Below are 23,297 nucleotides of genomic sequence, written 5' to 3' on the forward strand. Positions count from 1 at the left end.
CTTCGGGATCTGTTATTCGCGCGCAATTGCTCAAGAACGCAGGTGTGCAGTTTGCAGTTCAAACGGCGCGCGTGGATGAGGAGGCGGTCAAACGGGCGTTGTTGGCGGAAAATGCCTCACCACGCGATATTGCCGATACGCTGGCCGAGATCAAAGCGCGTAAGGTCAGTGACAAGAACCCCGGTGCCATGGTGATCGGGTGTGATCAGGTGCTGGATTTCGAAGGGCAGCTGCTGTCAAAGCCCGAAACCCCGGATCAGGCGCTGGCCCAACTGAAAGCCATGCGCGGCAAGCTGCACATGCTTTTGTCAGCAGCTGTGATCTATCAGGATGGTGAACCGATCTGGCGGCATGTAGGGCAGGTGCGTTTGCGGATGCGGGCCAGTTCTGATGCATATCTGAAAGACTATGTTGTGCGGAACTGGGACAGCATTCGCCATGCCGTCGGAGGCTACAAGCTGGAAGAAGAAGGCGTCCGCCTGTTCGCCACCATTGACGGCGACTATTTTAACGTTTTGGGTATGCCCCTGTTAGAGCTTCTCAACTTTCTGGCTGTCAAAGGGATGATCGAGCAATGACAGACAACCGGGTTCCTTTGGCCGGAGTGATTGGGCATCCCATCGGGCATTCGCGCTCACCCAAGCTGCACGGCCATTGGTTAAAGACCTATGGGCTTGCCGGGCATTATATCCCGATGGACGTCGCCTCTGCGGATCTGGAGACTGTGCTGCGAACCCTGCCCAAAGCAGGCTTTGTCGGGGCCAACGTGACCGTTCCGCACAAAGAAGCCGCGTTGAAGATCGCAGATCACGTTTCTGACCGTGCAACCGTGATCGGTGCTGCAAATACGCTGGTGTTCCGAACTGATGGTTCGATCCACGCAGATAACACCGACGGGTACGGGTTTATGGAAAACCTGCGCAGTGGCGCACCTGACTGGAATGCGAAAGATGGCCCGGCGGTTGTGTTTGGTGCCGGGGGCGCTGCCCGTGCCGTATTGCAGGCTTTGTCTGATGCCGGAGTGCCGGAAATCCTGTTGACCAACCGGACACGCGCCCGCGCGGATCATCTGAAGGAAGAATTCGGCCAACGCATTCGAGTTATCGATTGGGTTCAGGCGGGGAATGTCATTGAAAATGCTGAACTTGTGGTCAACACAACTTCATTGGGGATGCAGGGCCAGCCAGAGCTGCGCGTGCCGTTGGATGGGTTGCAGCCCGGTGCCGTCGTAACGGACCTGGTCTATGCCCCGTTGAAAACCCGCCTGCTGCAAACTGCCGAGGAGGCCGGATGCACCACAGTCGATGGTCTTGGGATGTTGCTGCATCAGGCCGTTCCCGGATTTGAACGCTGGTTTGGTGTCCGCCCTGAGGTAGATGCGGATACGCGCGCGGCGGCTTTGGCATGAGTTTTGCGCTTGGCCTGACAGGCTCAATCGGTATGGGGAAAAGCACCACAGCGCAGATGTTCGTTGAAGAAGGGTGCGCATTGTGGGATGCGGATGCGGCGGTGCATCGGCTGTATGCCATTGGTGGAGCAGCGGTTGAACCAATGCGGGCAGCCTTTCCCGATGCGATACGTGATGGGGTGGTTAGCCGTGACGCGTTGAAACGGATCATCGCGGATGACCCGGCCACGTTGAAAACGATTGAGGCGATTGTGCATCCACTTGTCGCTGCTGACCGCGCAGAATTTCGCGAAAGCGCAACAAGCGACATTTTGGTGTTCGATATTCCACTTTTGTTTGAAACGGGCGGGGATGCAGCAATGGATGCCGTGGCCTGTGTTTCGATCCCGGCCGAAGACCAAAAACGGCGCGTGATGGAACGCGGAACAATGACCGAGCCGCAGTTCGAGCAAATCCGCACCAAGCAGATGCCGAACGACGAAAAATGCGCACGGTCGGATTTTGTGATCGTGACCGATACTCTGGACCACGCCCGCGCGCAGGTGCAGGATGTAGTCAGGCAGATACGGGCGGGGATGGCACATGCGTGAGATTGTACTGGATACCGAAACCACCGGGTTTGATCCCGAAAGCGGGGATCGGATCGTGGAAATCGGCGCCGTTGAGCTGTGGAACCACGTTGCCACCGGTGAAACCTATCACGTCTATATCAACCCCGAACGCTCGATGCCGGAAGAGGCGTTTGGCGTTCATGGTATTGGTCCCGATCTGCTGGAAACCCCGCGCCCGCCAGAAAAGGGCGAAGTGACGCTGAAAGACAAGCCGGTCTTTGCAAAGGTTGGCCACGGGTTTCGCGAATTTGTTGGCGATGCGCGGTTGGTGATCCACAACGCCTCATTCGACATGAAGTTCCTGAATGCCGAGCTGAAATGGATGGGTGCCCCGCTTATCCCGATGGAGCAGGCGTTGGATACACTGGCAATTGCCCGCAAACGGTTCCCCGGTTCGCCAGCGTCACTGGATGCGCTGTGCCGTCGCTTTAATATCGACAACTCGAACCGTGTGCTGCACGGCGCGTTGCTCGACTCGGAAATTCTGGCCGAGGTTTACCTGGAATTGATCGGTGGACGGCAGCCTGATTTTGGTCTGTCGACATCCGCATCTTCTGTGGACGGTGGCAGCGATGATTGGCGAGCTGCACCGCGCAGCACACCATTGCCATCCCGGATCACCGAGGATGAGCGCGCAGCACATGAAGCTTTCGTTGAAAAACTGGGCGAGAATGCCTTGTGGACCCGCGCCTGATCCGGTCAGGCACGGGTCAAAATCTTACGCGTCGGCTTTTTGGGCCTGTTCGGCCTGACGGCGCATCAACTCGTTGCGATAGAGCGCGACGAAATCGATATTGTCCAGGTTGACCGGCGGGAAGCCGCCATCGCGAGTAATGTCGCTGACGATGCGGCGCAGGAACGGGAACAACATGCGCGGGCATTCGATCATCAGGAATGGGTGCAGCTGATCTTCCGGCACACCTTCCACGTGGAACATACCGCAATAGTCCAGTTCGCACAGGAACAGAATGTCATCCATGCCTTTGGCTTTGGATGTCAGGTTCAACTTGATCGAAACTTCGAACTGATGGTCCGCCGCGCGTTTTTTGGCGTCCAGATTCACCTGAACGGCGATTTCGGGTTGTACGTCTCCGGAAACGCCCTTTTGCGCCATCACGTTTTCAAAGGACATATCGCGGATGAACTGCCCCAGAACACGCATCTGAACCTGCGGGGCGGCTTGGGCCGCAGTGTTTTCTGCAGCGTTTTCTTCGGCCATGGATCTACTCCAAAAATGAAATTCGCCACTGCTTAGCAAGTTGGGCGCGGCACCTCAATGCTGGTGGGGGCCTTCCACCCATTTCGAAGGCTTCGAGGGGTCTTTTTTTGGCCGAACTTCGGTGAATTCCCCATCGATGATATCGCCCTGATCGAACGGGTTCCCCCGGGTTTGATATCCGGGGCCCGGCCCCATCTGGAACTGGGTCACGGTAACCTTGGATTTCAGATAGCGGAACACGGCGATGCGGACACCGGGAACTAACAACGCAAAACCAACGGCATCAGTGAAAAAGCCCGGTGTCAGCAACAAAGCACCCGACAACAGGATCATTGCCCCATGGGCCAGCGGTTCGGTCGGATCGTCCAGTTCGGCAAAGGAGCGTTGCAGCTGTCCAAGCGCCATGCGACCTTGTGTCCGCACCAAAACCGTGCCCAGAACCGCGGTCAGCACTACGATGGCAAGTGTCGGCCACAACCCAATCAAACCACCAACCTGAATAAACAGTGCGATTTCGATTATGGGCACCAACAAAAATGCCAAGAACAGATACATTTGCGTTATCCTTTCCTTTAGGCCGGGCTGTGGACTTGCCACTCACTGTCACCTACATAGTGGCATGAGGCCGTGTATACAAAGTCGCGGCGTTGAAAAGAGAATGAAATGAGCGACAACCCTATGATCCAGCTCCTGGTCCTGGCCGGAATTGCCATTTTCCTGATCCTACGCCTCAAAAGCGTATTGGGCACGCGTGAAGGCTTTGAAAAACCGCCTGTGCAGCAACAGCCCGAAGCCCATAAATCGCGCCGCGGTTTCGAGGTGATCGATGGCGGCCCGGATCATGACATTACCGACCATGTCGCCGAAGACAGCGAACAGGCGCAAACACTGGCTGCGATGAAACGGGTCGAGCCCGGTTTTTCGGTCAGTGAGTTCGTTCAGGGTGCGCGCGGTGCGTATGAGATGATTGTGATGGGGTTTGAAAGGGGTAATCTGGATGAAATCCAGCCTTTCCTGTCGGAAGAAGTGTTCGAGACTTTCGTTTCGGTCGTGGCAGCGCGCGAAGATCAGGGCCTGACCATCGAGGCTGAATTCATTGGCGTACGGGAAACCACCCTGACGGATGTGAAATTCGACAAGGATACGAACCAGGCCGAAATCACAATGAAGTTCGTGGGAGAGCTGACCTCGGTCGTTCGGGATCGCGGAGGCGATATCGTCGAAGGCAACCCGAATTCCGTGAAGCGCCAGAAAGACAGCTGGACCTTTGCTCGCGTCATGGGCAAGGACGATCCGAACTGGCTGCTTGTCGCCACGGACGCATGATTGCAACGCTTCGGTCGCTTTTTCTGGTGGGTGCAATGACCATCGCCAGCGCTGCCGAAGCCGAGGCAACGCGATCCATACTGTCGTTTGACGATCTGCAGGGCTGGGCCGAAGATGATCACGGCGCGGCCCTTTCCGTTTTTCTGAACACGTGCGGTGATCTGGATGATCCGGATTGGCGCGCCTTGTGTGGTGTGGCCAGAACATATGAACCGGATGCCGCCCGCGCCTTTTTCGAGTTATTCTTCCGCCCTGTTCTGGTCGAAGATGACAAAGAAGGCCTGTTTACCGGCTATTTTGAACCCGAACTTGACGGCGCGCGCACCCGGACAGACCGTTTCAAATACCCGATCTACAAGATGCCGCCCGAAGCCCGTGCCGAAGGACCATGGCTGAGCCGTCGTGACATCCTGACCGGTGATGTGATGCAGGGCCGCGGGCTAGAGATCGCCTGGGTCGACGACCCTGTCGAGCTGTTCTTTCTGCAAATTCAGGGCTCGGGCCGTATTCGATTGTCGGATGGCGGAGCGCTGCGGGTTGGATATGGTGGCGCGAATGGTCACCCCTATCGGTCGATCGGTGTTGAACTGGTGCGACGCGGGGTTCTGGGTGCGCATGAGGTCAGCGCCCAGATGATCCGCGCCTGGGTGCGCAAGAACCCCGAGGCCGGTGCCGAGTTGCTGTTTCACAACCCGTCATACGTTTTCTTTCGCGAAGTCTCACGCGTTGCTCCTGAATTTGGACCTTTGGGGGCAATGAACCGGTCGATCACGACGATGCGCTCGATTGCGGCGGACCCCGCCTATACACCATTGGGCGCACCTGTTTGGGTGGAAAAGGACGGTGAAAAACCGTTGCGACGGCTTATGATTGCGCAGGACACGGGCGCGGCCATCAAAGGCGCGCAACGGGCCGACATTTTTTTCGGAACCGGCGAAGAGGCCGGACAGGCTGCGGGCAGGCTAAAAGATCCGGGTCGGATGGTTCTGTTGCTGCCCATTCAACGCGCCTATGCCCTGTTGCCGGATGAATTCTGATGACCCGGCGCAAACTGACAACCGATGAGATCGAGCTTTGGCGGAAGGTCACCAAACAGGCCGAGCGGCTGCATCCGGACAGTCCGCAGACCGTCCATCCGATCACTCTGCCGAAGCCCAGACCCAGAAAAACACCGAAACCCCGGTTTGAGGTGTTTGAGCTTGGTCAGAACCTTCAGCCGAAACCTAATCCAAACGATCTGAAGCCATCGGTGACGGATGCGCTGCGTGCCGCGCCTGTTCAGATGGATATCAAAGCTTTTGGCCGGATGAAACGCGGTAAGCTAAAGCCCGAAGGCAAGCTGGATCTTCACGGTATGCGGGTTGATACGGCCCATCCTGCGTTGATCCGCTTTATCCTGAGCGCACAGGCACAAGGTAAGCGACTGGTTCTGGTGGTAACCGGCAAAGGCAAGGACCGCGACGAACCCGGCCCGATCCCCACCCCGCGCGGCGTTCTGCGCAATCAGGTGCCACATTGGCTGTCCATACCGCCGTTGGCGCAGGCGGTGATGCAGATCACGCCAGCGCATATCAGCCATGGCGGCGACGGCGCTTATTACGTCTATCTCAGGCGAATGCGCTAAAAATCCCGACGGGCGCGGGAAATGCCGGTTCGGACCAGAACGCAAACCAGCACGAAGAACACCCCAACCCAGATGAACTGTGTGTTCAGCGAAATACCAAGGTCAATCAGAACGCCGGTCAGGCCGGGGCCGATGGCCGATCCCAGAACCATGACAGCCGCGGCCATCGCCTTGATCGCACCGATATGTCGGGTTCCGTAGAATTCGGCCCAGAATGCGCTGGGCAACGTGCTGTTTGCCCCAACGGTCAAAGCCAGGAAAACCAGCCCAAGGGTTGCGCCGCCGATTGAATTGGTTGTGCCCAGAATGACGAACCCAAGTGCGATCGGAAGCTGATAGTAGGGCATGATCCGGGCGGTTCCCCATTTATCCAGCGCCCAGCCCGATGCAAACATGGATAGCAGGGATATTCCGGTAAAGATCGGAAATAGCGCCACCAGTTGGATATGCTGCCACCCCTTCACATCAGCCAGATAAACCTGATGAAAGAAAAACGCGGTGATAAATGCGGATGGCCCAAGCACTGATGGCACCATGAACCAGAACAGGGGATGGAACAGAGCGTCCCGGCGGGTCCAGTGTTTTCCCTGCATTCCCGATGCTGAAAACGCGTTGGCAAGGCTTTGCGGGGTTCTCTCCTCGCGCAGCAGCCGCATCAGAACCGGAATACCCAGCGCCGTGATGCCCGCCGCGGCAACCCACAGCCAACGCCAATCCAGATAAACCATGGCACCAACAAAGATCAGCGGCAGCAACGCCTCGCCAAGCGCATAGCCGGTGGACGCTATGGAAAGCGCTTTTCCCCGCGTAACCGTGAACCAGCGGGCCATTGCGACCACGGCAAGATGCGTGCTCATCCCCTGCCCAAATAACCGCAACAAAAAGATCACAAATGGCAACAGCAGCAGCCAGGTGTTCAGCGCCATTGCAACCGCGGCCAACGCCAGTCCCGCCAGCACCATTGGGCCCAAAACCCGTACGCGGAAGATATCCGTCAACCCTCCGGCCCAGATCATCACGATTGCAGACAGGGTCGTGCCCAACGTGTACAGCCCGCCCCATGCGCCGTGGCTGAGGCCGAATTCAGAGCGGATTTCACCAGCAAAGACCGAGATGAAAAAGGTTTGCCCGAAGCTGGACAGAAATGTCAGCAAAACGCCGGTCGCAAGCCAGGTCGCGTTGTCCACAAGAAACCGGTGCAGGGAAACCCGCGTCACGGATTGCTTACCTGGGCCTGGCCGGTTTCAGTCAGCACGATTTCTGTGGCGCCAACCGGATTGCGCTGGTTCGGTGGTACGAGGATGTCGATCCCGCGCCGGTCTTCGCGCCCAAAGGTTTCGCTGACCCGGCGCACGGAGCGAAGGATTGTCAACAGCGCCGGCGACGTGGCGGCCACAAAATGGGAAGATTCCGCATCGCCGTTGAAGGCGGTCGTATCCACGATTTCTATCGGATATTCAGACAGCTTCTCGGCCGATCCGATATTGCCCAACCTTTCGCCATCTGCGGTTCCCCTTAGGCGGCCGGAGACGTTCAGGACCTTGTCTTTCTTGGACACCATCAGGACAAAAGGATCAGGAGGATTTTTGATACTGTTCATCTGCGACCGAAAAACATCCACATCCAGATCGGGCGAGATCAGAATAAGGCCTTCCAGATTTCGCTTTGCCCAGCCCGGCTGTTTCAGTTCGGTTTGCCGTATCATCTCCATAGCCAGCGCGCCACCCATTGAATGCGCCACAAGGGCCACCCGCCTGATACCCATCGACTTGAGAAGCCGAATGGTTTCTTCCAGCCCATCACGGGCAAACAACATGCTGTCCAGATCATAGGCATAACCATAGCCCGTCGCGCGGCTGGGCCATGAATAGACAAGGATCTGACCGGGTAAACCGATATCATGCGACAGCTGAGCGGCCCGGAACAATGTCTCTGTCTGAGTGGAGTTATAGCCATGCACAAAAATCGTGACTTCGTCGGCCCCACTCAGCCTGTCCTTCAACTGTTGCGGCCCGCTTAGCTGATTTATCTCTGCCAGCACGAACTGCTTTCTCGGGTCAGGGTTTGCGTATGAGAATTTAAGGCTTCCCGGTGAACGTCCCGGTGGTATCGAAACGGTGGTTTCCAGAAACTGCAGGCGTTCTGCGCGGCGGAATCCATACGCGCCATCGGGTTCGCGTGCACGTGTCGTGGCGGCAAAAACTGTTTCCGGAGTTCCGATTTCCAAGGCGGATGGAAGCGTTTCGGATACGGTACGATCAACACATGCCGCCAGCAAGACCAGGCACAGAATGAAGATTAAGAAACGCAACACGGACAACCCCCGGAACCAATTGCCGACACGCTACCCTATTCTAATCTCGCGTCCAGCGTGGCCATACGCAAAAGCGGCAAGAACCAGCCCGAGCGGTTACAATCTGTAACAGACCGTATCCGTACGAAACCGACCTTTGCCGGTGCTGTTAGCCTAGACCTCTGTGTCCTCGCCCTGCTCTTTGCGTGGCATTTCTTCGATCAGTCGGGTTTCAAGCAATTGCCCGTTCCGATAGAGGATCGGATAGGCCACAGCGGCGATGTGGCTGTTGAATTCCCGGAAAGCGCGCAAAGTTTCGAGGTGGATGTCGCTGGTCTCAAAGCTTTCCGTACTGCCATGCTGCAAACGTCTGAGGTGGCGTTTGCGGCTGTCACGCTCGGCCCGTTTGATTTCGGTTTTCTCAAGGCTCAGCAGGCGGGCGCTTTCCAGATCACCCGAGATCAGAACGTTTGAGGCCAGTTTGAGGTTGGCGAGGATGCCTTCGTGCATCTCAACCAGTTCCGACCAACCCTCTTTCGAAAATGAAGCGCCTTTCTTCCGCATGTCGCCCGCCAGAACAGTCAGCCGCTTGGCAACAACGTCGCCCGCGGTTTCCAGCCGGATTGCGTATTCCATCAGGTCGCGCGCCACTTTTGCGTTCTGCTTTCCGAACGTCTCTTCGGGAATGGCGGCCACGAATTTTCGAATACCCGACAAGCAGTCGTTCACATCCTCGTCCATGTCCCTTACGGCGCGTATCTGGTCCTTGTCTCCGCTGCGATACAATTCCAGTGACGGGCGGAACATCGATTCGACCAGGTCGCTCATCCGCAGCAGTTCACGCTTGAGGCTGGACAGCGCCTGAGACGGGCTGCCGGCGGTGCGCACATCCAGCGCGCTGGCCGGGCGACCTGCCTGGGCCAGCGCGTTCGCAGATTTCGGATCCGGAAAAAACTGCTCGAAAGGCGCGCGCAAACGCCCGCAGAACGGCAGTGCCAGCAGCAGCAACGAGGCATTGAACGCAAGATGCGCATTGACCAGCATCTGCCCGCCCTGCAAATCCCCCAGAACACCGGCACGCAGTGCCGCAGTCGCCGCGAAAAGGGTGATTATCGCCCAGCTGCCGCGCAAGGCCAGGTTGGCAAAGGGTATGCGCCTGGCAGGCATTTCCATCCCCCTGCTCAGCCAAACAGGTATGAAGGCTGAACCGAAGTTGGCCCCCAATACCAGCGAGAGCCCGGCGGCAAACGGGATTGCGCCGATCTGAACCAGCGTCACACACATCAGGATCGCCGCGACCGAGGAATGCATGACAAAGGCCAGCGCGCCGCCAACCAGAAACGCTGTAATATAGTCGCGCGCCAGATACTCGGCGACGGCAGGCAAGAAGGCACTGTCCCGGATCGGGTCCATGGCTTCGCGCAAAAAGCGCAATGAGATCAGGATGAACGCAATCCCCATCAGGATGCGCCCCAATTGCCGGGGCTTCTTGGCCTCGGTCTTGACAAAGAGATACCCGCCAACCGCCAGTAGCAACGGTATCAGCCAACCCAGCTGGAATGACAAAACCTGAATGATCAGCGCCGAACCGAGATCAGCGCCCAGCACGATTGCAAGACCGGTGGGAAAGGTCAGGAACCCTCCGGCAGCAAAACCTGATGTCAAAAGGGCAACTGCCGCCGAGCTTTGTAGAACCACCGCCATTAAAATGCCGACCATTGACGCCTGCGCGTAATGGCTTTGGCCCGTCATGAGACGCTGGAACGAAGCCCCATAGCTGCGCTCGATCCCTGTGCGGACCATCCGCACTGCATAAAGCAGCAGCATCGTGGCTCCGGCCAGGCTGATGAGAAAGCTTACTATCGCCATGATCCTATCCGTTCACCAAGTCCAGCATTTCCCCGTGCAGCTCGGGTGTTGCCGCTGAAATCACCCGGCCGTCAGAATTCAGGTCAAGCGGCCGACCCTGCCAATCTGTCATCACCCCACCCGCCGCTTCAACCACGGCCAGCACTGGCAGGTAATCATAGGGCTGTAGATCATAGTCGATCACAGCATCCAAATGGCCCGCCGCCAGCAGGGCATGGGGGTAGCAATCATAGGCGAGCCGTCTGGTCTGTCCAGAATGCATCAGCCTGTCGAATAACGTCGGATGATCGCGATAGATCTTGTCCCCTTCGTTTACGAAAAGAATGGACTGATCCAGCCGCGTCTGGGCCGAAGTCGTGATCTCACGGCCATTCAACGTGGCGCCCTGACCAGCGGCGCCGGTAAATACTTCATTTATCGCTGGCATGCCGATCACGCCGATATCCGGTTTGCCGTCAACCAGATGACCCAACAGAAACCCAAACAACGGATGCCCTGACAGAAATGACCGGGTTCCATCAATCGGGTCGATGATCCAAACCTCGCGGCAATCCCGCCCCTCGAACCCATGTTCTTCGCCAAAGATGCCGTGATCGGGAAAATGCTGTCCAAGATAGGCGCGAACCTGCGCTTCAACACCCCTGTCGGCCTGTGTCACCGGGCTTTCATCCGATTTGAACTCAACCCCCAGCGCGCCACGAAAATACCCCCGCGCTGCTTCGCTGGCCAGGTCAGCTATCTTTACCGCATGAGACAGCAGGTCGGTGCTTTCGTCAGCCTGTGAGGTCCTAGGATTCAGCATTCGATTCTATCCTGTGTGGTGATGATTTTGACTCCAGGGTGGTTACAAAATGAAACTACCCTTTGGCGGTCCCGCCTCGATCTTATCCCAATACATTCCCACAAAATAGCCCACTCATAAACAAAAAAACTCAAATATCCACGTTTTCACAGAGAAATGTGGATTTTGAAACATGGCACAGTTTTCAGCGAATGTTGGTAACACGGCCCTACACATTTGAAGACAAGGACGTAGCTTTTCTGGAAAACAAGTGTCCGAGCACTGTTCCGCCTTATGCGGCATCCGGGTGACGTGCAATATCATGAGCATCGAAAACCACGTTCCTGAAAACCGGCAGCGAGCAACCAAATACGTCGGAACCTACTTGATGAATTTTCAGGGAATACACCGATAGGTAGCGGGACCTAGGTGTGTGACCGAGTGCTGAGGGTTCCAACGTTAGACAAACCTCTACATGTCGCTTCGCCACTGATCACTGTATAGCGAGACCAGCTTTCGGATAGTCAGCATCTCGTTTGACGAAAGATCGATAACAGGTGCACCCAAAATAATCTTCGTATGATCGGGTCCGCGGACAAATGACGCTTCCATAATCTCATCCTGGGAATCCCGGTGCCGAGAGGGCCACGCGCGACAGGCGTGAATCATCGTCGCGCGACTACCAAATTGGCTTACCAGCTCCGCAACCTCTTTCCTCCTGTCAATGCCTCAAGCGCAACTTTGGTCTTGAATTCCGGCGAATGGCTCATGCGTTTCGACATCTCTGATCTCTTCGTCGCCAAAGACCAGCAGTCAACAAATTGTAACCTACGTCAGTGTCCGATTTTCAACGAGTTGCTCACTAAGCACCTTAACCAGCAGCTTGAACAAGGCCCCATTAGAGATGAAATCCGGAAGCAACCCCATTCGTTCTGCCAGGAACCCATTGTGCTGGCAACCTGGCTGGTTCAGGTCATCCCTTCAGCATCCATTTCAGAGTATTTTCCAGTGAGTGACGGATGCCGACCGGGATCAGGTTTTCCAGATGTGAGGGATCGCCCATCAAAACCTTGATTTCTTGTGCGCGCATAAAGGCAGGGTTGGAAACCACTTCGATCTCATGGCCGGTGATAGCTCGACACATGTCCAGAATCTCTGACAGCGCGGTCGCTTTTCCGGAGCAGATATTCACGGTCTCACCACTGGGTGCGTCCTCGAGCAACAATCTGTATATTCGCGCGACATCGCGTACATCCGAAAAGTCCCGAGCGACGTCCAGATTGCCCAGTTCCAGCTGCCGCAGCTTTTGGCGGAAATGAGAAACGATTTTGGGAACAAGAAACTTGGGGTCCTGGCCAAGGCCGGTGTAATTGAATGGTCGGGCAATCACGACAGGAAGACGATCGTTATACAGCCGGGCCATGTGCTCCATTGCAAGTTTCGAGACTGCGTAGTCGTTAACCGGTGCCGGAGGAGTGGACTCCCCAATCGATGGTATTGCGGCATTACCATAGATGTTCGCGCTACTGGCCAGAACGACGGCTTTGCGGCCGTGCCCGGTGTTGGCAAGAGCTTCGAGTAAGCACCGCGTTCCCATCAGATTGACCTGATAAAAACTCTCGGCGGTTCCGTGTGCCACAAAAGCGACCCCTGCCAGATGCAGCACCGCATCCGGAGCAACGTGAGTGATAACGTGCTCCAGACCTGACGAATCCGTTAGATCTGCTTCCAGATATTTGGGATCGGGTTTGGGGGCCGGATTTGTTCCGGTGCCCCAAACGTCCCACCCTGCTTCTGCAAGCTCTATTGCGGCGTAGTGTCCGGTAAACCCATAGCGTCCGGAAATCAGAACTCGGGGTGCCGACATCAAAAGGACACACCCTTCTTGTTACGGGCAAGATCCGCCTCAACCATCATCTGGCAGAGATCCTCAAGCGATGTAGTCGCCTCCCAACCAAGCTCTTGTTTTGCCTTGCTCGCATCGCCAATCAACAAATCCACTTCGGCAGGGCGATAGAATTTTGGGCTGATCCTCACAAGAACACGGTTGCCTTCGGCGTCTACGGCCACTTCTTTCTCACCTTCACCTTCAAAACGCAGCTCGATACCCGCGCCCTTGAAAGCCATGGAGACGAAATCCCTTACTGTCTCAGTTCGACCAGTCGCCAGCACAAATGTATCGGGTTCATCAGCTTGCAGCATACGCCACATTCCGTCTACATAATCCCGGGCAAACCCCCAGTCACGCTTCGCATCAAGGTTGCCCAACTCAAGGCAATCTAGCTGGCCAAGTTTGATTTTGGCAGCTGCGTCAGTGATTTTGCGTGTTACGAACTCCAACCCTCGCAAAGGGCTTTCGTGGTTGAAGAGGATACCTGAGCTGCCGAATAAATCGTAGCTTTCTCGATAGTTAATGGTCATCCAATGCGCGTATAATTTGGCAACACCGTAGGGGCTGCGCGGCCAGAATGGAGTCGTCTCGCGCTGCGGCACTTCCTGAACCTTGCCGAACATTTCGGAAGTGGAAGCCTGGTAGAACCGAATTTTGGGGTTCACTATTCTGATAGCTTCCAACAAATAAAGCGCGCCAACACCGGTGATCTGCGCGGTTGTGTGCGGTTGTTCAAACGAGACGCCTACAAAGCTTTGGGCCGCCAAGTTATAGATCTCGTCCGGTTCCACCTTTTGAATCAACCGGATCATCGTCCCCATGTCAGTCAGATCAAGTTCTGACAGAACCAGATTGGGATGGTTGCGTATTCCCAGTTCTTCAATGCGCCAGAAATTCGTGGAAACAACACGACGGAAGGTCCCCACGACGTTATAACCCTTATTCAGCAAAAGCTGAGCGAGATAGGCGCCATCCTGCCCGGTGATACCTGTGACGATTGCAGTTTTTGTCACTCTTAATCCCTTTCTGTTTTGTCTCTTGCCTGTAGGAAGAGCCCTGCCGACATGAGCAATGCTTTTTTGTCAACCTAGTCGTGTGTACAAGCCCGCTATAGTATTTATTTTGCGCGCAGGGGCCATTAAACAGGTCAATTCAAAGCTCGCTATTGGAGTTGAAACCTGAGAACCCGGCAATTGGACAATAAGCGCGGACTTTCTGATGAAAAACTGGGCCTGCGCTAAGTCTTCACACACATCACTATGCATCGGTTTATTTGGGTGCATACATAGCCTGCCCCATGTCCCGAGCTACATCTGACCAACCGCGCAGAGGCGCGGTTTTGATTTTTTCTTCCAAAACCGAGCGGTGATTGGAGTCATTGAGCCTTAGAACAGCCTCTCCGATGCTTTGAATGCTCATTGCATCACAATATTCAACAAGATCCATTCCAACTTCAACTAGCGAGCTGTTCTGGGCGACGACAGCTGTTTTACCATAAGCCAGTGCCTCGCCTACGGGCAGGCCCCATCCCTCGTAAACACTGGGCATCAAAACAAACTGGCAGTTCTTGTAAAGAACACCAAGTTCTTCATCTGTAGGCCCCTCAACCATTCCTACATAGCCGTAAACATCACCAGTCCCCTCCATCAGTTTATCGAACTCGTCTGTCATCCAGCCCTTGCGGCCGGCGAACACCAGCTTGGGCAGGTCAACATGACCCTGATCAACAAGGTATTTCCACGCCATCGCGGTGCGCCAGATATTCTTGCGCGGCTCGACCGTACCAACGCAAAGCGCATAAGGTTCGCCAATAATTTTCCGCAGGTTGGCATTTAGCTGGCTAGCGTCTTCAAGATGGGGGAAGGCGTCGAACGAAATCCGCGAAGACACGGGCCCCTGTTTCGGGGTATTCTTGTCTTCGGCCTCAATCTTGGACAACCCCGCCTGTGCCAAGGGAACAGCGGTCGCATTACTCTGGATATCGTGCGCTTCAAAAAAGCGTAATAGATCCTGCCGGGTCGCTTCGGAAATCGTCATGTAGCGGCTTGTGTATACTTGGCTGTCCAAAAGCCAGTCATAGAATACATAAGGCATGCTTCCTGCAGTAAACTGTGGCGCCACAATTGGGATCAGATCGTAGATCAGCGAATGTACTTCCATTCCATTCGCTTTCGCCTTTTTGAATGCTTGTGTATGGCGCGCCAGCCAACTGCTGTCCAGAAGCACAAGATGGTCACCTTCCGTTGCTACATCAAATAACGGTTGCTCTATCCGACGTGACCCCGAGGTGCTTATGGGCGCTTTAATTCGCCGGGCAGCGCGCCACATTTCTGATGACATGTCCTTTCTGCGAAATGCAGACTCTCTTCTGAGCAGGCTCATCACATCCAGTTTAGTTCTATGAAAGAAATACTTGGCAGGACTATTTCGGTACCTGTCCAACATCGGAAGATTGGAGCGCGCGGCTTTCCATGGATAGAATATCTGCCGCAGCTTAGCTGGCGACGTTAGGGTATCTCGCCCCATTTCCTCGAGAAGTATGCAGCGTTGCGCTTTGGAATTTGGATCGCACCAACAGAGGTAAACAAGCTTGGGATCGCTTAACTTGAAAAACTCTGTAATCAACTCTACCACAACACGCTGAATGCCCGAGTAGCGATCGACTTTTTTGATGTAGTCGATTAATCCGGAGATATCGAAGAATACTTTTTTGCCATCTTCGTTAAACGTAGGCGCGTTCATAGCTTACTCTCCATGCATTCAGCCAGATGACGTGGTCACATCTTTCCGATTGCTTCGCAGTATTACCGAAGTGTACTGAATTTAAGGACTTTTGCGACTGCTTCAGCTTGATGAGCAAGTAATCGCGCCTCTCATAAAATTTGAGGTTCATACAACAGACGAGGTAGGTCCTGACGGTGAGAATGGTTTTCGCCATACAACATGCAGAATTCTGAAAAGGCGGACGCATTGTGCTAAGGCCGATCTGTCGGAAAACTGGTGGTGTTCAAGGGGCAAATAGCCAGGCATTGTAGTCCTTTCTGTAATGGCGGGCATGTTTGAAGGGGTGAGCAACGGTCCCATTAGTCCAGTTCTTGCAATACCTTTCGCACATCCATTGCAACGTTCGACCATGTGCGAAGCTGCGGCTTATGCGCGGCAATGCGTGCGCGCAAGTTGCGGCCGTGTTCCGGATCTACCAGTAACTTAGTGATATGATCTGCAAGTTGATCGGGCCGGTCCGGATCGAAATAGACACCAAGATCGCCGCATACTTCTTTCAATACCGCCGCAGTGGAGCAAAGCGCTGGCGTACCAAACCACAAGGCTTCACCGGCGGGTAATCCCCAACCCTCCATTCGGCTGGGCATCACAAGCGCCACAGCATTCTTGTACAGATTTACCAGATCCGTTTGATTAGGGTTCTCGCGGAAAACGACGTGTTCGCGGATTGTTTTACAGTCATCCGATTGTAGATAAGTGCTTGTTTTATGGCGCAACGCCCCTGCCAGTACCAACGTGGGTACGCCTTTCCCGTCACGCTTCAGAACGCGTAGTGCTTCGAATACAACATCCAGGTTTTTGCGGCCAAGCATGGACCCCACTGTCAGGATATAAGGTTGTTCCGGAATATCTTGCTCGGCCTGCTCTGTTCCCTCAGGGCATTCATGTACCAAAGGTATAGCATAGACCTCTGGTGCTTCCGGCAGAATCCCTTTTTCGGAGAAATCCAGAACTTCCTGCCGTGTGAACTCCGAATTCGTCAACAGCGCTTTGGCTCGTGAGACCAGCAGCTGGTTATCCCCGATGAAGTTGCGCGGAAAGCTTGCCAGCTGGTGTTCAAAATCGTGCATAGGGATCATGTCGTGGAGCAAAGGAATGATATCGCAAGACACCCCTTTACGATCCAGAGTGCACAGGATTTCAACGATCAACTTGGGCCGCCCACAACTCACCAATGTCTTTCCAGACATGTCGATGGGCGACATGTCTGGGGCTATCTCCTCCCAGGCTTTGCGGTTTCTACGTCCGACCAGCGGCCGGACAGCCGCCAGCACAAGATCCCTAATAATTGACTTGGTGTAGTGGTGACTGCGCACGCGCAATTGCCGGATACCGATTGGAACGTTCAGGTCTACGCCACCATCTGCTCGAATAGTTGGGAATACTTCCAAAAGCTCATTATGGCCCTGTGAGAAAACAGCGAATCTGACGGACGCGTCCTGTTTTCTAAGTTCAGCGCCGATCTCGGCAACGACCCTGGCGATCCCGTAATAACGCAGCTTACCGGTTGAGGCCAAAAGGACCTCGGTCAGGTCATAGACAACCTGCCGCTTCTTGGCTGCATTGAGATCGTTTTCCATTTCCGTATTCCTTCGGCCACCCGGTCAGTCTAAAGTGGTCTTGCAACCTTGTCTTAGACCCTGGAATAGACGTCCTCATAGCGGATGATGTCATCTTCACCCAGATAGCTTCCGGTTTGCACTTCGATCAGCACCATTGGAACCTTGCCCGGGTTTTCCATGCGATGCACAGCGCCAAGAGGAATGTAAACGGACTGGTTTTCAGTGACCAGCTTGACCTCGTCATCGACAGTCACCTTCGCGGTTCCCTCAACAACAATCCAGTGTTCGGACCGGTGATGATGGCTTTGTAGCGATAGTGCTGCGCCGGGGTGTACATGAATACGTTTGACCTGGAAACGTCCACCAACGACAAGGCTTTCAAACCAACCCCATGGTCGGTAATCCTTGGGAAAAATGGTGGCTTGGTTTGCGCCTTTGACTTTGAGCGCCTCGACAGCCTTCTTCACGTCCTGAGCCCTGGATTTATCTGCAACCAGAACCGCATCAGAAGTTGCCACGGCGATAATGTCCTTCAGACCAATGCCGACAATTTCCAAATTGCCGACCTCCGAACGCAAAAGTGTGTCACTGCATTCAATTGCAGTGGCGCTGCCTGAAGCCACAACCCCGTTGTCATCTGGTCCCGCCTCTCGCCAAACCGAACTCCAGTCACCCAGGTCGGACCAGCCAGCAGAAAATGGAACAACGCTCAGGTTGTCGGCCTTTTCCATCACTGCATAGTCGATTGAGATATCTTCGGCCTGTTTCCAGGCCTCTGGGTCCAGCCGTAGAAAACCCAAGTCCGTTTTGGCAGCTTCGCAAGCGGCTCGGACTGGGCTCATCAGCGTCGGGGCGTGGGTTTCAAAAGCGGCGATGATGTCACAGGCCCTGAAAAGAAAGATGCCACCATTCCACAGATGCTTGCCGTCGGCTAGCATAGCGGTGGCGGTTTCTACATCTGGCTTCTCGACAAAGCTGTCGAGTTTGACGGGAGCTGTGCCCTCCGGTGCTCCAGCCAGCTTAAGATAACCATAACCGGTTTCGGGCCGATCCGGTGTTATTCCAAAGGTTACCAGCTGCCCGGTGCGGGCCGCTGGAATACCCGCAGCCACGGCTGCACGAAAAGCGCCCGCATCAGGTACAACATGGTCGGAGGGTTGGACCAGCAATAGGGCTTCGGGGTCGGACTTCGCCACGTGCAAGGCGGCCGCCAAAACCGCAGGCGCAGTGTTGCGCCCATCAGGTTCAATCAGAATAGTACCCGGATCAATGCCAGCCGCCTGTAACTGTTCAGTCACGATAAACCGGAAATCTGAGCCGGTCACAACGACTGGCGCGTAATAATCCGCCCCCGTCACGCGCCGGGCTGAGGACTGAAACAGGGTCTTTTCCCCGGTAATGGCTGCGAACTGCTTGGGATAGGATTTTCTGGACAGCGGCCAAAGGCGGGTGCCAGACCCACCGCAAAGAAGAATAGGAGTTATGGACACGATCAGATAACCTTTGCCATTAAATGCAACTGCCTAGTGTCAACTTATGGACGCATTTTCAAGGTAGTTCCGCTGCTATTGGATCAGTTTTGGCAATAAAACGCTAAACGCTGGCCCCCCAAAGCGGCATCGGCGAAGTATCTCGGCTTCACTTTTCCAGCTGGGCCTCGATCAATGCAGATCGCCAGCACAACCAGACACAAACAAGTCGCCATGGGTCTGGCCGGGCAAGCGGGAGTTCCAGCCAGAGCTGCTAAAGTACATACCGGCTCAGGTCCGCTGATTTGGTCAATTCACCCAGATTTTCGTCCACGAATTGTGCGTCGACAGTTATTTCTGTTCCGGCCTGGTCTGGTGCAGTGAATGACAGCTCTTCGAAGACCCGCTCCATGACGGTGTAAAGTCGCCGCGCACCAATGTTTTCAATGCTCTGGTTCACCTCGGCTGCGATCCGTGCCAAGGCGGCAATACCATCTTCGGTAAACCCAACCGTGACCTCTTCGGTGGCCATAAGGGCCGTATACTGACGGGTCAGTGCGTTGTCGGTTTCGGTCAGGATGCGCACAAAATCTTCCTCGGTCAGCGCGCGCAGTTCTACCCGGATGGGCAGACGGCCCTGCAACTCGGGCAGGAGGTCTGACGGTTTGGCGATATGGAACGCGCCGGATGCGATGAACAGGATGTGGTCGGTTTTCACCGGACCGTGTTTTGTCGAGACGGTCGTGCCTTCGATCAGAGGCAGCAGGTCGCGCTGTACACCTTCGCGACTTACATCACCACCACGCGCTTCTGTGCGGGCACAGACCTTGTCAATCTCGTCCAAAAAAACGATGCCATTCTGTTCCACCGATTCCAATGCGGTGCGGGTGACCGTCTCATCGTCCAGCAGCTTGTCGGCCTCTTCCCCAATCAGCACGTCATAGCTTTCGGCGACAGAAAGACGTTTCCTGACAGTACGCCCGGCAAACGCCTTACCGAAGATATCACCCAGATTCATCATCCCCATCTGACTGCCTGGCTGTCCCGGAATGTCGAACATCGGCATCGGGTTTGAACTGTCCGCGACGTCCAGTTCGATGACCGTCTCATCCAGTTCACCCGCCTTGAGCTTTTTGCGGAACATCTCTCGTGTGCCTTCACGGGCATCCGTACCAGCGATGGCGTCAATCACGCGGTCTTCGGCGGCTTGATAGGCTTTGGCCTTGACGTCTTCGCGCATGAATTCCCGTGTTTGTAGAATGGCGGCATCGGCCAGATCGCGAATGATTTGTTCCACGTCGCGACCGACATAGCCAACCTCTGTGAACTTCGTGGCTTCGACTTTGATAAAGGGTGCGCGCGCCAGCTTGGCCAGACGGCGGCTGATCTCGGTCTTGCCAACACCGGTGGGGCCGATCATCAGGATGTTCTTTGGATACACCTCTTCGCGAATATCGTCCGGTAACTGCTTGCGGCGCCAGCGGTTGCGCAGGGCAACGGCCACAGCGCGCTTGGCATCCTTTTGCCCGATAATGAAACGATCCAGTTCCGAGACAATCTCGCGCGGGGTCAGGTCGGTCAAAGGGCAATCCTCTCGGTCGTATTTGCGTGATGCGGTCTAGGTAATCATGGCTTTGCCGAAAACAAGCAAACCGCGGGTCTTGGCCGCGTTGGTTAACAATGCCTCATGCGGTTTGCAAATCCTTTGCTTGGGGAAAACACGAACCCTCTGTTACGGTTGCGTCAGGGTTACGAGCGTCAGGAGCATATGGAATGACGAAGATTGCCAAGATTACCCTGTTGTTTGTGGTGTTTGTGGACCTGATCGGGCAAGGCCTGGTCTTTCCCATCATCAATTCGCTGATCATGGAAACGAACTCGGGTTTCCTGCCGGAAAGTACGCCAGTGGGCCGCAGGCATTTTTACTATGGTCTGGTGATCGGATGCTTTTTCCTGTCGTGGTTTCTGGGTGTTGTTTATGTCTCGAAAGTGTCTGACTCGATCGGGCGAAAGAATGCGTTGCTGGTCTGCCTTGGGGGGGCGTTGGCCGGATATGCGCTGACCATTGTGGCGCTTTATCTCAATAACCTGCTTCTGCTGATCGTCGGCCGTTCGATTACCGGGTTCACTGCGGGCAATCAGCCCATCGCGCAGGCAGCGATGATCGATGGCAGCACTGACGCGTCTGACCGGGACCGAAACATGGGCTACATCGTGACAGGTGTCAGCTTTGGCCTTGTCGGCGGGCCGATCATCGGCGCGGTTTTGTCGGATTCGGCGCTGTTTGGCGGCTTTGCCACGTTGAAAACCCCATTCTATGGCGCGTTCGTGTTGGTGTTGATCGCGATTTTTCTAGTGCTTCTATTTTTCAAGGACACCCGAACCAAGCGCGAGCCTTTTGTGTTTCGCCCCCGTGATATTACCGACAGCCTGATCGCAGTTGGCGAACACCCGCTGGTTCTGAAAATCCTGCCGGTTTATTCGTTTTTCATGATCGCCAATGTCACATTCTACGTGTTTGTCGACAATTTCCTGACCAGCGCATTCGGGTATGGGGTCATCGGGGGCAGCGTGGCGATGGTGGTCATCGGAGTGGCGCTGGCCTTTTCCAGCACGTTCCTGGTGAAGCCTGCCCAGGAAAGGTTCAGCAAACACGCGATCATATACACGTCGCTTGTGGTGATGGTCATTTGCGGGTTTGCGTTTGCCTTCAGCCCAAGCGGTGTATTCAGCTATGTCCCCGTGTTCTTCTTCTATTTCCTGTTCGGCATCGCCTATCCAACGCTGTTGGGCCTGTTCTCCTCAAGCGTCAGCGAGGCGGATCAGGGCTGGGCCATGGGCGTGGCCACCGCCGTGTTCTGCCTTGCGGGCGGGATCATGTCACTGATTGGTGGCGGGTTGATGAGCATCGATATCCGCGTGCCCTATTACATCGTGATCGTTGCGGCGATCCTGGGGCTGGTCGGCATGCACCGCCGATGGAAAGGCAAAGAGATCAAGGCGCTTTTAGCCTGAGATCGTCTCAACCGTCAGGTTGCCATTGGTGTAGACACAGATATCTGCTGCGATGGCCATGGATTGCCGGGCGATGTCTTCTGCGGATTTGTCGCTGTCCATCATGGCACGCGCGGCGGCCAGAGCGAAATTGCCTCCCGACCCGATGGCCGCCACATTGTGTTCGGGCTCTAGAACGTCCCCTGCCCCGGTGATGACCAGCAGATCCCTGCCGTCTGTCACGATCAGCATCGCCTCAAGCTTTTGCAGATACTTGTCGGTGCGCCAGTCCTTGGCCAGTTCAACTGACGCGCGGGCCAGTTGGCCGGGCGTTGCCTCAAGCTTGGCTTCCAGCCGTTCCAGCAACGTGAAGGCATCCGCCGTCGATCCGGCAAACCCTGCCACGATCTCGAACCCTCCGGGAGACAGGCGGCGCACCTTGCGCGCAGTGCCCTTGATCACCGTCTGACCCAGACTCACCTGACCGTCGCCGGCAATGACAACATGACCGTCCTTCTTGACGCCAATAATCGTTGTGCCGTGCCAACCGGGAAAGTCGTTTTCTGCCATGATCGTCTCCGCTTTTGCTGGCGGTATATATGGGCCGGACCGATTGTTGGCGCAACCCATTGCCAAACTGCCCAAAAAGATATGCAAAAAATGCAAATCGGGGTTACCGGACCAGCAATTGTGAGTCCGGCCAAGCGGTACTAGATGAGGCTCACAACCGACGACGGGTCGGCTGTTTCTTCAATAAGGACTGCGCACATGGCAACCACAGCTAATATTCATGCGCCGCTCGGAGCAGCTACCATCCTGCACGTGGCGGACGTTTTCATCAATGCATTCGACAATGTTGTCGCATGGAATGAAGCCCGTAAAACACGGAACCTTCTGTCGGAACTCAGCGACACGCAGCTGGACGATATCGGTCTGAGCCGCGCGGATATCGCGAAAATCTGATCCAACCGACAGATCGCCAAACCGAACCAGCCGCCCGGATTTCCGAGCGGCTTTTTCGTTGCTTAGCCCTGGACATATTTCCCGGCAAGATCGGGCAAAAAGGCCTCGACCGCGGCAGTTGCAATGACGTGCAGAGTGCCAGCTTCTTCATCGGCGACATCCAGACCACCTTTGATCGCGCGAACCTCGGCCCGGCCTCGCGGCAAGTCGGCAGCAACCAGCTCGCAGTTCACCTGTTCCGGATTCTGAACGCCGATTGTCACACGCACGCGCATTTCGTTGTGATCGATCCCCAGCTTTGAAAACAACGTGATGGATGAATGATGCAACGCGTCCTGTACCGCGCGGCGGGCTGCTTTGGTATAATCCTGACCATAAAGGTCATTGCCAGTGCCCATTTCCAGGATGATCCGCTTTTCACTCATTACGCCGGGTCCATGTCGAAAGAAACGATCAGTGCAGCGTTGGCGATGACCGTGTGGCCGTCACCATGTGGTTTTTCG

Annotated in this window: 23 protein-coding genes; 9 read left to right on the forward strand and 14 right to left on the reverse strand. The window is 55.3% G+C overall.

The features are described 5' to 3' along the window. From AC2FND_RS14300 to dnaQ, 4 genes are all read left to right on the forward strand, one after another. Positions 1 to 578 (forward strand): Maf family protein (locus tag AC2FND_RS14300; RefSeq protein ID WP_496770427.1); only part of this gene is annotated, 578 nt, incomplete at its 5' end. Further along, the gene (locus AC2FND_RS14305) at positions 575 to 1,408 is read left to right on the forward strand and encodes a shikimate dehydrogenase (protein WP_209506875.1); all 834 of its coding nucleotides are present in this window, start codon (positions 575 to 577) and stop codon (positions 1,406 to 1,408) included. The genes AC2FND_RS14300 and AC2FND_RS14305, both read left to right, overlap by 4 nt. Continuing rightward, positions 1,405 to 1,998: a dephospho-CoA kinase gene (gene coaE, locus AC2FND_RS14310; protein WP_496770429.1), complete on the forward strand. Its 594-nt coding sequence runs from the start codon at positions 1,405 to 1,407 to the stop codon at positions 1,996 to 1,998. The genes AC2FND_RS14305 and coaE overlap by 4 nt, the downstream gene beginning before the upstream one ends. Continuing rightward, complete coding sequence (gene dnaQ, locus AC2FND_RS14315) at positions 1,991 to 2,713, forward strand: DNA polymerase III subunit epsilon (RefSeq protein WP_480482546.1); 723 nt, start codon at positions 1,991 to 1,993, stop codon at positions 2,711 to 2,713. The genes coaE and dnaQ overlap by 8 nt, the downstream gene beginning before the upstream one ends. Positions 2,714 to 2,737: 24 nt before the next feature. Here the strand turns inward: dnaQ and secB are convergent, their stop codons facing one another. Continuing rightward, on the reverse strand, positions 2,738 to 3,238 hold the full coding sequence (gene secB / locus AC2FND_RS14320) for a protein-export chaperone SecB (protein WP_209506872.1): 501 nt from the start codon (positions 3,236 to 3,238) through the stop codon (positions 2,738 to 2,740). A 54-nt stretch (positions 3,239 to 3,292) separates the two neighbouring features. Further along, a complete protein-coding gene (locus AC2FND_RS14325; protein ID WP_267364719.1) occupies positions 3,293 to 3,793 on the reverse strand; it encodes an FxsA family protein in 501 nt (166 codons plus the stop codon). Positions 3,794 to 3,901: 108 nt separating this feature from the next. Here AC2FND_RS14325 and AC2FND_RS14330 point away from each other — a divergent pair, with 108 nt between their 5' ends. Genes AC2FND_RS14330 through AC2FND_RS14340 form a run of 3 tightly spaced genes read left to right on the forward strand, consistent with a single transcriptional unit; the run spans position 3,902 to position 6,188 of the window. After that, complete coding sequence (locus tag AC2FND_RS14330) at positions 3,902 to 4,564, forward strand: Tim44/TimA family putative adaptor protein (protein WP_209506870.1); 663 nt, start codon at positions 3,902 to 3,904, stop codon at positions 4,562 to 4,564. Then, a complete protein-coding gene (gene mltA / locus AC2FND_RS14335; protein WP_496770432.1) occupies positions 4,561 to 5,601 on the forward strand; it encodes a murein transglycosylase A in 1,041 nt (346 codons plus the stop codon). Before AC2FND_RS14330 ends, mltA begins: the two co-directional genes overlap by 4 nt. Continuing rightward, positions 5,601 to 6,188 carry a Smr/MutS family protein gene (locus AC2FND_RS14340; protein ID WP_496770434.1) on the forward strand — a complete coding sequence of 196 codons (588 nt, stop codon included), beginning with the start codon at positions 5,601 to 5,603 and terminating at the stop codon, positions 6,186 to 6,188. The genes mltA and AC2FND_RS14340 overlap by 1 nt, the downstream gene beginning before the upstream one ends. On the opposite strand, the gene AC2FND_RS14345 is transcribed toward AC2FND_RS14340, so the two are convergent. The 10 genes from AC2FND_RS14345 to hslU form a co-directional block, all read right to left on the reverse strand. After that, the gene (locus AC2FND_RS14345; RefSeq protein ID WP_496770436.1) at positions 6,185 to 7,405 is read right to left on the reverse strand and encodes an MFS transporter; all 1,221 of its coding nucleotides are present in this window, start codon (positions 7,403 to 7,405) and stop codon (positions 6,185 to 6,187) included. The two genes, AC2FND_RS14340 and AC2FND_RS14345, sit on opposite strands and share 4 nt — an antisense overlap. Beyond that, the gene (locus AC2FND_RS14350) at positions 7,402 to 8,502 is read right to left on the reverse strand and encodes an alpha/beta hydrolase (RefSeq protein WP_496770438.1); all 1,101 of its coding nucleotides are present in this window, start codon (positions 8,500 to 8,502) and stop codon (positions 7,402 to 7,404) included. The genes AC2FND_RS14345 and AC2FND_RS14350 overlap by 4 nt, the downstream gene beginning before the upstream one ends. A 153-nt stretch (positions 8,503 to 8,655) precedes the next feature. Next, positions 8,656 to 10,350: a Na/Pi cotransporter family protein gene (locus AC2FND_RS14355; protein ID WP_496770440.1), complete on the reverse strand. Its 1,695-nt coding sequence runs from the start codon at positions 10,348 to 10,350 to the stop codon at positions 8,656 to 8,658. 4 nt (positions 10,351 to 10,354) lie between these two features. Beyond that, positions 10,355 to 11,152, reverse strand: coding sequence for an inositol monophosphatase family protein (locus AC2FND_RS14360; RefSeq protein WP_496770442.1), 798 nt, complete (start codon positions 11,150 to 11,152; stop codon positions 10,355 to 10,357). Positions 11,153 to 12,104: 952 nt separating this feature from the next. After that, positions 12,105 to 12,998, reverse strand: coding sequence for an NAD-dependent epimerase/dehydratase family protein (locus AC2FND_RS14365; RefSeq protein ID WP_496770444.1), 894 nt, complete (start codon positions 12,996 to 12,998; stop codon positions 12,105 to 12,107). Further along, the gene (gene gmd, locus AC2FND_RS14370) at positions 12,998 to 14,035 is read right to left on the reverse strand and encodes a GDP-mannose 4,6-dehydratase (RefSeq protein WP_496770445.1); all 1,038 of its coding nucleotides are present in this window, start codon (positions 14,033 to 14,035) and stop codon (positions 12,998 to 13,000) included. Before gmd ends, AC2FND_RS14365 begins: the two co-directional genes overlap by 1 nt. Before the next feature lie 256 nt (positions 14,036 to 14,291). Continuing rightward, complete coding sequence (locus AC2FND_RS14375; RefSeq protein WP_496770447.1) at positions 14,292 to 15,764, reverse strand: glycosyltransferase; 1,473 nt, start codon at positions 15,762 to 15,764, stop codon at positions 14,292 to 14,294. 341 nt (positions 15,765 to 16,105) lie between these two features. Beyond that, on the reverse strand, positions 16,106 to 17,386 hold the full coding sequence (locus AC2FND_RS14380) for a glycosyltransferase family 4 protein (RefSeq protein ID WP_496770449.1): 1,281 nt from the start codon (positions 17,384 to 17,386) through the stop codon (positions 16,106 to 16,108). Positions 17,387 to 17,439: 53 nt separating this feature from the next. Further along, on the reverse strand, positions 17,440 to 18,858 hold the full coding sequence (locus AC2FND_RS14385; RefSeq protein ID WP_480506845.1) for a mannose-1-phosphate guanylyltransferase/mannose-6-phosphate isomerase: 1,419 nt from the start codon (positions 18,856 to 18,858) through the stop codon (positions 17,440 to 17,442). A 253-nt stretch (positions 18,859 to 19,111) separates the two neighbouring features. Continuing rightward, positions 19,112 to 20,419 carry an ATP-dependent protease ATPase subunit HslU gene (hslU, locus tag AC2FND_RS14390; protein WP_496770451.1) on the reverse strand — a complete coding sequence of 436 codons (1,308 nt, stop codon included), beginning with the start codon at positions 20,417 to 20,419 and terminating at the stop codon, positions 19,112 to 19,114. A gap of 191 nt (positions 20,420 to 20,610) precedes the next feature. Between hslU and AC2FND_RS14395 the strand changes: the two genes are divergently transcribed. After that, positions 20,611 to 21,852, forward strand: a complete 1,242-nt coding sequence (locus AC2FND_RS14395) for an MFS transporter (protein WP_496770452.1) — start codon at positions 20,611 to 20,613, stop codon at positions 21,850 to 21,852. Here AC2FND_RS14395 and hslV read toward each other — a convergent pair. Beyond that, complete coding sequence (hslV, locus tag AC2FND_RS14400; protein ID WP_496770453.1) at positions 21,844 to 22,401, reverse strand: ATP-dependent protease subunit HslV; 558 nt, start codon at positions 22,399 to 22,401, stop codon at positions 21,844 to 21,846. The two genes, AC2FND_RS14395 and hslV, sit on opposite strands and share 9 nt — an antisense overlap. Before the next feature lie 198 nt (positions 22,402 to 22,599). Between hslV and AC2FND_RS14405 the strand changes: the two genes are divergently transcribed. Continuing rightward, positions 22,600 to 22,794, forward strand: coding sequence for a DUF1127 domain-containing protein (locus AC2FND_RS14405; RefSeq protein WP_209505251.1), 195 nt, complete (start codon positions 22,600 to 22,602; stop codon positions 22,792 to 22,794). A gap of 62 nt (positions 22,795 to 22,856) precedes the next feature. Here the strand turns inward: AC2FND_RS14405 and AC2FND_RS14410 are convergent, their stop codons facing one another. After that, on the reverse strand, positions 22,857 to 23,219 hold the full coding sequence (locus AC2FND_RS14410) for a Lin0512 family protein (RefSeq protein ID WP_496770455.1): 363 nt from the start codon (positions 23,217 to 23,219) through the stop codon (positions 22,857 to 22,859). Positions 23,220 to 23,297: the final 78 nt, after the last annotated feature.

Source organism: Ruegeria sp. BHSB056, from assembly GCF_059613305.1.

Coding starts and splice junctions, on each gene's coding strand:
- AC2FND_RS14355 (WP_496770440.1), bottom strand. CDS start 10,350: ATGGCGATAGTAAGCTTTCTCATCAGCCTGGCCGGAGCCACGATGCTG.
- AC2FND_RS14395 (WP_496770452.1), top strand. CDS start 20,611: ATGACGAAGATTGCCAAGATTACCCTGTTGTTTGTGGTGTTTGTGGAC.
- hslV (WP_496770453.1), bottom strand. CDS start 22,401: ATGGCAGAAAACGACTTTCCCGGTTGGCACGGCACAACGATTATTGGC.
- dnaQ (WP_480482546.1), top strand. CDS start 1,991: ATGCGTGAGATTGTACTGGATACCGAAACCACCGGGTTTGATCCCGAA.
- AC2FND_RS14360 (WP_496770442.1), bottom strand. CDS start 11,152: ATGCTGAATCCTAGGACCTCACAGGCTGACGAAAGCACCGACCTGCTG.
- AC2FND_RS14410 (WP_496770455.1), bottom strand. CDS start 23,219: ATGAGTGAAAAGCGGATCATCCTGGAAATGGGCACTGGCAATGACCTT.
- AC2FND_RS14325 (WP_267364719.1), bottom strand. CDS start 3,793: ATGTATCTGTTCTTGGCATTTTTGTTGGTGCCCATAATCGAAATCGCA.
- AC2FND_RS14380 (WP_496770449.1), bottom strand. CDS start 17,386: ATGGAAAACGATCTCAATGCAGCCAAGAAGCGGCAGGTTGTCTATGAC.
- mltA (WP_496770432.1), top strand. CDS start 4,561: ATGATTGCAACGCTTCGGTCGCTTTTTCTGGTGGGTGCAATGACCATC.
- AC2FND_RS14340 (WP_496770434.1), top strand. CDS start 5,601: ATGACCCGGCGCAAACTGACAACCGATGAGATCGAGCTTTGGCGGAAG.
- AC2FND_RS14305 (WP_209506875.1), top strand. CDS start 575: ATGACAGACAACCGGGTTCCTTTGGCCGGAGTGATTGGGCATCCCATC.
- AC2FND_RS14365 (WP_496770444.1), bottom strand. CDS start 12,998: ATGTCGGCACCCCGAGTTCTGATTTCCGGACGCTATGGGTTTACCGGA.
- coaE (WP_496770429.1), top strand. CDS start 1,405: ATGAGTTTTGCGCTTGGCCTGACAGGCTCAATCGGTATGGGGAAAAGC.
- AC2FND_RS14375 (WP_496770447.1), bottom strand. CDS start 15,764: ATGAACGCGCCTACGTTTAACGAAGATGGCAAAAAAGTATTCTTCGAT.
- secB (WP_209506872.1), bottom strand. CDS start 3,238: ATGGCCGAAGAAAACGCTGCAGAAAACACTGCGGCCCAAGCCGCCCCG.
- AC2FND_RS14330 (WP_209506870.1), top strand. CDS start 3,902: ATGAGCGACAACCCTATGATCCAGCTCCTGGTCCTGGCCGGAATTGCC.
- AC2FND_RS14405 (WP_209505251.1), top strand. CDS start 22,600: ATGGCAACCACAGCTAATATTCATGCGCCGCTCGGAGCAGCTACCATC.